This is a genomic window from Prevotella sp. P3-122 (assembly GCF_002251365.1).
Lineage (GTDB): Bacteria > Bacteroidota > Bacteroidia > Bacteroidales > Bacteroidaceae > Prevotella.
Window position 1 is genome coordinate 1 of sequence record NZ_NPJH01000095.1, and the last position, 593, is coordinate 593.

General features: G+C 60.2%; 1 pseudogene. It reads right to left on the reverse strand.

From position 1 onward, the window contains the following. A pseudogene (locus CIL02_RS15245) lies at positions 1-593 on the reverse strand (Tn3 family transposase); the annotation flags it as partial.

Below are 593 nucleotides of genomic sequence, written 5' to 3' on the forward strand. Positions count from 1 at the left end.
CTGCCGATTGGGGAATGGCAGTGGAACGCCATCGGGAAGGTCGCGCGACTTTCGTGTGTTCGCATCGCGAATGACATCGATGGCTTTGATCAGTGCCGTCCCTGTTCCAGACGCCTTGAAGGTGAAGGCGTCCAGAAATGCCGGGCTGAAACGCCGTAGCGTGGCGTAACGCTCGGTTGCCGTTACCAGTGCGTCCTCGCCGGCAAGATCAGCAAGGGCATCTACTTGGGCCTTTGCCGAAACAAGCCGGTCCCAGCCCACCGTTTCGTCAATCAATTCGAGCGTTTCGCCGCCATTCTGGACAGCCTCATCAAGTGCTGTAATCGTGGCGCCAAACAGCCGCATGAGTTGCCCCACCGACTGAATACTATCTTGGTAGCGCCGCTCGCGCCCACGCCGCGCGCGCGTGAACATGCCGCCGATAAGTCGGTCAAACATTTGGATCGCGGCATCGGCAAGTCTGGCCTCAAGGTCGATCACTGCGGCCGTCAACGTCGCCCGCCTGCGATTGACGCTGTAATCCGAAAGCAGGAATGCCGGTGCCACGCCGCCCTCGCGGACAAATTGGGCAAAGCGGAATTCCGGAATGGCGC